This is a genomic window from Streptomyces sp. NPDC006997, assembly GCF_040635175.1.
Lineage (GTDB): Bacteria > Actinomycetota > Actinomycetes > Streptomycetales > Streptomycetaceae > Streptomyces.
Map to the genome: position 1 here is coordinate 205,879 of NZ_JBEYHH010000012.1, position 6,786 is coordinate 212,664.

Sequence of the window (6,786 nt, forward strand, 5' to 3'; positions counted from 1 at the left end):
GCACCACCCCATCAGGAAAGGCACTTTTCGTGCGTAACACCGCCAAGATCACCGCCGCTGTCCTCACCGCCGGAGCCCTCACCCTCGGGCTCACCGCCTGCGGCTCGGACCAGGACGCCGCCTCCGACACCTCCGGCCCGCTGGTCGTCGCCGCGACGCCCGTGCCGCACGCCGAGGTCCTCACCTACGTCAAGGACCACCTCGCCGAGAAGGCCGGACTCGACCTGGAGGTGAAGGAGTTCACCGACTACGTCACGCCGAACACGGCCACCGAGGACGGGTCCGTGACCGCCAACTACTTCCAGACCGAGCCCTACCTGGCGGACTTCAACGAGAAGAACGGCACCCACCTGGTGTCCGTCGCCCCGGTCCACCTGGAGCCCCTCGGCCTGTACTCCGAGAAGACGGACAAGGTCGGCGGCCTCAAGGACGGCGCCACCATCGCCGTACCCAACGACACCGTCACCGAGGCCCGCGCCCTCCAGCTCCTCGCCGCGGGCGGGCTGATCACCCTGAAGGACGGCGCCGGTACGTCGGCCACCACCGCCGACATCACCGCCAACCCCAAGAACCTCACGTTCAAGGAGCTGGAGGCGGCCCAGACGCCGCGCTCCCTGAAGGACGTCGACGCGGCGGTCATCAACGGCAACTACGCCCTCGAAGCCGACCTCAAGCCCGCCGAGGACGCCCTCGTCCTGGAGTCCCCCGAGGACAACCCCAACGTCAACCTCCTCGTCGTCAAGGAGGGCAGCGAGAACGACCCGCGGGTCAGGAAGCTCGCCAAGCTCCTCACCTCCGACGAGGTGCGGAAGTTCATCGAGGACACCTACGACGGCTCCGTCATCCCGTCCTTCTGACCCGCCGTCACCGTACGGCCCCCCGCCCGGGGTCCGCTCCCTCGAACGGAGCGGACCCCGTGGTGCGGCCCGGTGCTCCCATGCTGCATATTGGGCAGTTCGCAGGAACTGACGGTCACGAAGGTTACGGAGCGGCGCATGACGAGCACCTTCCCCAACATCTCCATCAGCACGGAGCGGTTGGTGCTGCGCCCCCTCGACGAGGACGACGTCCCCGCGCTCACCGACATGATGAACGACGAACAGGTCGTCGCCTGGACCGACGTGCCCCAGCCCTTCACCGAGGTCGGCGCCCGCACCTGGATCACCGCGTACGCGCCCGGCGAGCGCGCCTCCGGACGCGGGCTCGCGCTCGCCGTCACCGAGTTCCTCACCCAGCGCCTCGTCGGCCTCATCCGGCTCACCGCCACCGACTGGCACGTCCGCGCCACCCAGATGTCCTACGTCGTCGCCCCCTGGGCCCGCGGCGAGGGCTACGCCTCCGAGGCGGCCCTCGCCACCGCCGGATGGCTCTTCGGTGACCAGAAGCTCGAACGCATCGAGCTGCGCACCGCCGCCGACAACACCGCCTCCCAGCAGGTCGCGCAGAAGATCGGCTGCATCAGCGAGGGCGTCCTGCGCGGCGCCTGCATAGCCCGCGCCCGCGCCCAGGACGGCACCTGGAACGAGGTGCGCACCGACTACATCGTCTGGAGCCTGCTCCCGGAGGACCTGGAGGGCACGGCCGAACCGGGCGGATTCACCTCGTACTCCGACTGGAACTGACACGGGGCCGTCCAGCCCCCGCCACCGCCCGCCCAGAGCGGGTACCCTCACACAGCCCGCCCCCTCACGGGCGAACGACCCCACGACCTGCGCAGTAGAACGCTGGGAGACTGACGACGATGGCCGACCGGGTCACGGTGATCGGCTGGGACGGCTCGCCGCTGACCGCCGCGGCACGCTCCGCGCTCGGCGCGGCCACCCTCGTGGCCGGTGCCGCCCACCACCTGGCACTGCCCGAGATACCGCCGCACGCCGAACGCGTCCGCCTCGGCAGCGTCGCCCTCGCCGCCCGCCGCGTCGCCGCCCACCGCGGCACCGCGGTCGTCCTCGCCGACGGCGACCCCGGCTTCTTCGGCGTCGTCCGCACCCTGCGCGCCCCCGAGTTCGGCCTGGAGGTGGAGGTCGTCCCCGCCGTCTCCTCCGTCGCCGCCGCCTTCGCCCGCGCCGGAATGCCGTGGGACGACGCCCATGTGGTCGTAGCCCACCGGCGCACCCTGCGACGCGCGGTGAACGTATGCCGGGCCCACACGAAGGTGGCGGTTCTCACCTCACCGGGCGCGGGCCCCGCCGAACTCGGCCTCCTGCTGGAGGGCGTCCACCGCACCTTCGTCATCTGCGAGGAACTCGGCACCCAGCGCGAACAGGTCACCGTCGTCACCTCCGACAAGGCAGCCGACCACACCTGGCGGGACCCCAACGTCGTCATCGTCGTCGGCGGCGCCGTGGCACCCGGCGGCACGGCCGAGGGCGGCTGGATCGCCGGGCGCGACCCGGCCACCGGGCCGCGCGGCTGGACCCAGCCCGACGAGCGGTATGGCGGCGGTCTCGGCGAGGGCGAGACCCAGCTGCTGCGCGCCTCCCAACTCGCCCGCCTCGGACCCCGGGTCGGCGACCTCGTCTGGGACATCGGCTGCGGCACCGGCGCCTTCGCCACCGAGGCGGCGCGCGCCGGGGCCGCCGTCATCGCCGTCGACCGCGACCCCGACGCCTGCGCCCGCGCCGTCGCCGCCGCCCGCCGCTTCGGCGTCCAGCTCCAGACCGTGCACGGGACCGCCCCGCACGTGCTGGAGAACCTGCCCGAACCTGACGTGGTACGGATCGGCGGCGGGGGAGCGGCCGTGGTCTCCGCCGTAGCCGACCGCCGTCCGCAGCGCATCGTCACCCACGCCGCCACCCGCGACGCCGCCGAACTCGTCGGCCGTGACCTGTCCGAACACGGGTACGACGTCGAGTGCGCCTTGCTCCAGTCCGTGCGACTGGACACCCGGCACTGGGCGGAGACGGAGCGGAGCGTCGCGTTCCTGCTCAGCGGCGTGCTTCCGGACCGTCCGGACCGCTCCCCGTGATCCGTTTGTCGTACCGCGCGCGGTAGGCTGGCCGATCGTTGTACCGCACTCGGGCACCCGGCGCTTCGTTGGCCAATGTCCGGAAAACCCGCCCGTTTTGGGGTGGGTGTGGTACGGCACACCGGTGCGGGTGCGCAACGTGGCGCAGTCCACAGCGGGCCGTCGCGGATCAAGCTGTCGTGACGGCGGAACGACCGCGACAATGCCACTCAATGGCTTTGTCGCCTTTTCCGGGCGGGTCGTTCGTGCCGCACGGCACGCACGCTCGTTCTTCACTGCGGGACGGTCGGTGCGCCGTTCCGGGTGAGCAGGTCGTAGAGGCACTAACCGATGGGCGAGGGGTACGCATGACCGACACCGGCCAGGTCCCGGGCGAAGGGCTGCCGGAGAACGCAGGCACGGTGGAGCAGCCGGGCGCCGCCGCGCACGGTGCGTACGCCTACCTCTCCGACAACCCCGCCGAGGACGAGGACCTCCTGCTGCCGGGCGCCCAGGGCGCGTGGGGCCGCGAGGTACCCCCGCCCGCTCCCGAGCCGGTCGTGCAGGCCGTACATCAGCCGGGGGTGCCTGAGCCTGAGGTGGGGGCCGGGGAGGGCGTGGCTCATGAGGTGCCTTCGGTTCCGATGACGGAGGTGCCTCCGGTTCCTGCGGCGGAGGGGTTCGCTGACGCGCCTGCTCCGGTGAGTGGCGAGGCGGTCGCCGAGGTACCCGCTCCGGTGGCCGAGGAGCTGCCGGTCGCTCCGGTTGCTCCGGTTGCCTCCGAGGTGGTCGCGGAGACGGTGAGCGCGGCGGCTCCGGTGGCTCCGGTGGTGAGCGCGGAGGCGGTCGCGGCTCCTGCCGCGCCCATCGCGCCGGTGGCCCCGGCCGTGGTGCAGGCCGCCTCCGCCGCGGCGCCCCGGCGTCCGCTGCATCTCGGTCCGCTGATCCCCGACGCGTCCGCCAGTCCCGTCCGCTCGCTGGCCGACCGCGGCCCCGCGGGCGCGCCGGTACGGCAGCAGCCCCCGGGTCCGCAGACCACCGGCCCCGAGTACCTCGACGTCTCGCACCTGCGGGAGATGCCGCCGCAGGGTGCCGCTCCCTGGGGCGCGCAGGCGCAGGTCCAGGCGCAGACTCCGGCCGGCACCGGGACTGTGCCCGCGGAATCGGTTGTCCCGACCGAGGCCGTCCAGGCCGAGCCGGTCGACCCCGCCCAGGCCGCCATGACCCGGCTCGTGACGGAGGCCGTCGCCGTACCGGAGGCTCCGGTTGCTCCCGAGGTAGCCGAGGTAGCCGAGGCTGAGGCTCCTGCCGCTCCTGTCGCTGAGGAGGCGCAGCCCGTCCCGGTCCCGGAGGCGGCTCCTGTTCCCCAAGCGGTCCCCGAACCCGCCCCGGTCCCGGAGGCGGTCCCCGAACCCGCCCCGGTCCCGGAGGCGGTCCCCGAACCCGCCCCGGTCCCGGAGGCGGCTCCTGTTCCCCAAGCGGTCCCCGAACCCGTCCCGGACCCGACGCCGGTTCCGGAACCCGTCGTACCGGTGGCCCAGGCCGCTCCCGAGGGGGCGGAGTTGGAGCAGGCCGCTCCCGAGGTGGCGGAGCCGGAGCAGGCCGCCCCCGAGGCGACCCCGGCGCCCGCCCCGGACGACGTACCCCCCGCCCCCGCCCCGCCAGCTGCGGAACCCCTCTCCGGCCCGCAGATCGCCCAGCCCGCGCAGCCGGAGGCGGACGACCACGCACCGGCCGAAGCGGTGGAACCCGGACCCGTCGGGCAGTTCGTCCCGGTCGACGGCACCGTGCCCACCACCCCGCACCTCGCGCCGACCCCGCCGCACCCCCTCACCCTGCCCGAACAGGAGCAGCACCCCGAGCCCGCCGTCCCCACGGTCCCCGCGCCCCGCGAGGCCGACCCCGCCCCGGCGGTGGACGTCGTCGCGCAGAACGCCGAGGACCTGGACACCAGGGCCGCCGAGCAGGAGGAACCCCCGGCGGGGGCGGCGGAGGCGCAGCCGCCCAGCGGCCCGGCCGCACCCCCTTACGACGACGCGGAGCGTGAGGCCGTACTGAAGGTCATGCGTGAACGCCGTGACATCCGCAACGGCTTCCGCAGCGACCCCATCCCGCACGAGGTGCTGCTCCGCGTCCTGGAGGCCGCGCACACCGCGCCGTCCGTGGGTCACTCGCAGCCCTGGGACTTCGTCGTGATCCGCTCCGCCGACACCCGGCGCGCGATGCACGACCTGGCCATGCGGCAGCGCGAGGCGTACGCCAAGTCGCTCCCCAAGGGCCGCGCCAAGCAGTTCAAGGAACTGAAGATCGAGGCCATCCTCGACACCCCGGTGAACATCGTCGTCACCGCCGACCCGACCCGCGGCGGCCGTCACACCCTGGGCCGTCACACCCAGCCGCAGATGGCGCCGTACTCCTCCGCGCTCGCGGTGGAGAACCTCTGGCTCGCCGCGCGCGCCGAGGGCCTCGGCGTCGGCTGGGTCAGCTTCTTCGACGAGCGCGAGATGGTGCGGGCGCTGGGCCTGCCGGAGCACCTTGAGGTCGTCGCCTACCTGTGCGTCGGGTACGTCGACGAGTTCCCGGACGAGCCCGAGCTGATGCAGGCGGGCTGGTCCAAGCGCCGTCCGCTGTCCTGGGTCGTGCACGAGGAGACGTACGGCCGCCGCGCCCTGCCCGGCGAGGAGCCGCACGACCTGCTCGCCGAGACCGTCGCGCAGATCCGCCCGCTGGACGCCAAGGCGCTCGGCGAGGCGTGGGAGCGGCAGAAGCGCATGACCAAGCCCGCGGGCGCGCTCGGCATGTTGGAGATCATCTCCGCGCAGCTGTCCGGCCTGTCCCGGCAGTGCCCGCCGCCGATCCCGGAGCCCGCGGCCGTCGCGATCTTCGCGGGCGACCACGGCGTGCACGCCCAGGGCGTCACCCCCTGGCCGCAGGAGGTGACCGCCCAGATGGTCGCCAACTTCCTCGGCGGCGGCGCGGTCTGCAACGCCTTCGCCAACCAGGTCGGCGCCGAGGTCTGCATCGTGGACGTCGGGGTCGCCTCCGACCTCCCGGCCACGCCGGGCCTGCTGCCGCGCAAGGTGCGTCCGGGCACGGCCGACATGACCACCGGTCCCGCGCTCACCCGCGAGGAGGTCAAGCAGGCCATCGAGGTCGGCATCGACACCGCCCGCGACCTGGTGGCGGCCGGGAACAAGGCCCTGCTCACCGGTGAGATGGGCATCGCCAACACCACCGCGTCCGCGGCCCTGATCTCCGTCTTCACCGGTGTCGACCCGGCCGAGGTCACCGGCCGCGGCACCGGCATCAACGACGAGACGCTGGCCCGCAAGACCGAGGTCGTCCGGCGCGCCGTCGAACTCCACCGGCCGGACCCGGCCGACCCCGTCGGCGTGCTCGCCGCGTTCGGCGGTCTGGAACACGCCGCGATGGTGGGGCTGCTGCTGGGCGGCGCGTCCCTGCGGACGCCGGTGATCCTCGACGGCGTCAGCGCCGGTGCCGCCGCGCTGGTCGCCCGCGCGATCGCCCCGGAGGTCCTCGCCGCCTGCATCGCCGGACACCGCAGCGCCGAGCCGGGCCACGTGGCCGCCCTCAACAAGCTCGGCCTGCGCCCGCTCGTCGACCTCGACCTGCGCCTCGGCGAGGGCACGGGCGCGCTGCTGGCCCTGCCGCTGGTGCAGAGCACGGCACGCGCGATGCACGAGGTGGCGACGTTCGACTCGGCGGGTGTGACCGAGAAGTAGGCCGGATCGCCGTGCCCACCCGTTCCGCGGGGCGGAACGGGTGGGTGCCGGTCCGTCAGGTCGCCGTCTACGAGGTGCCGTACGCCCTGGACGACG

The 6,786-nt window shown here is 73.7% G+C and carries 4 protein-coding genes; all 4 read left to right on the top strand.

Features of this window, described 5'->3' with window-relative positions:
• Window positions 1–29: 29 nt before the first annotated feature.
• The 4 genes from ABZ659_RS14870 (at window position 30) to cobT (ending at window position 6,690) form a co-directional block, all read left to right on the top strand.
• Window positions 30–857, top strand: coding sequence for a MetQ/NlpA family ABC transporter substrate-binding protein (locus ABZ659_RS14870; protein ID WP_360218544.1), 828 nt, complete (start codon window positions 30–32; stop codon window positions 855–857).
• A 138-nt stretch (window positions 858–995) separates the two neighbouring features.
• Window positions 996–1,622: a GNAT family N-acetyltransferase gene (locus ABZ659_RS14875; protein ID WP_360218547.1), complete on the top strand. Its 627-nt coding sequence runs from the start codon at window positions 996–998 to the stop codon at window positions 1,620–1,622.
• A 119-nt stretch (window positions 1,623–1,741) separates the two neighbouring features.
• A complete protein-coding gene (gene cbiE / locus ABZ659_RS14880) occupies window positions 1,742–2,968 on the top strand; it encodes a precorrin-6y C5,15-methyltransferase (decarboxylating) subunit CbiE (protein ID WP_360218550.1) in 1,227 nt (408 codons plus the stop codon).
• 347 nt (window positions 2,969–3,315) lie between these two features.
• Window positions 3,316–6,690: a nicotinate-nucleotide--dimethylbenzimidazole phosphoribosyltransferase gene (gene cobT / locus ABZ659_RS14885; RefSeq protein ID WP_360218552.1), complete on the top strand. Its 3,375-nt coding sequence runs from the start codon at window positions 3,316–3,318 to the stop codon at window positions 6,688–6,690.
• Window positions 6,691–6,786: the final 96 nt, after the last annotated feature.

Excerpts from the sequence above, each read along its gene's own strand:
- cbiE (WP_360218550.1), top strand. The coding sequence starts at position 1,742 with ATGGCCGACCGGGTCACGGTGATCGGCTGGGACGGCTCGCCGCTGACC.
- cobT (WP_360218552.1), top strand. The coding sequence starts at position 3,316 with ATGACCGACACCGGCCAGGTCCCGGGCGAAGGGCTGCCGGAGAACGCA.
- ABZ659_RS14875 (WP_360218547.1), top strand. The coding sequence starts at position 996 with ATGACGAGCACCTTCCCCAACATCTCCATCAGCACGGAGCGGTTGGTG.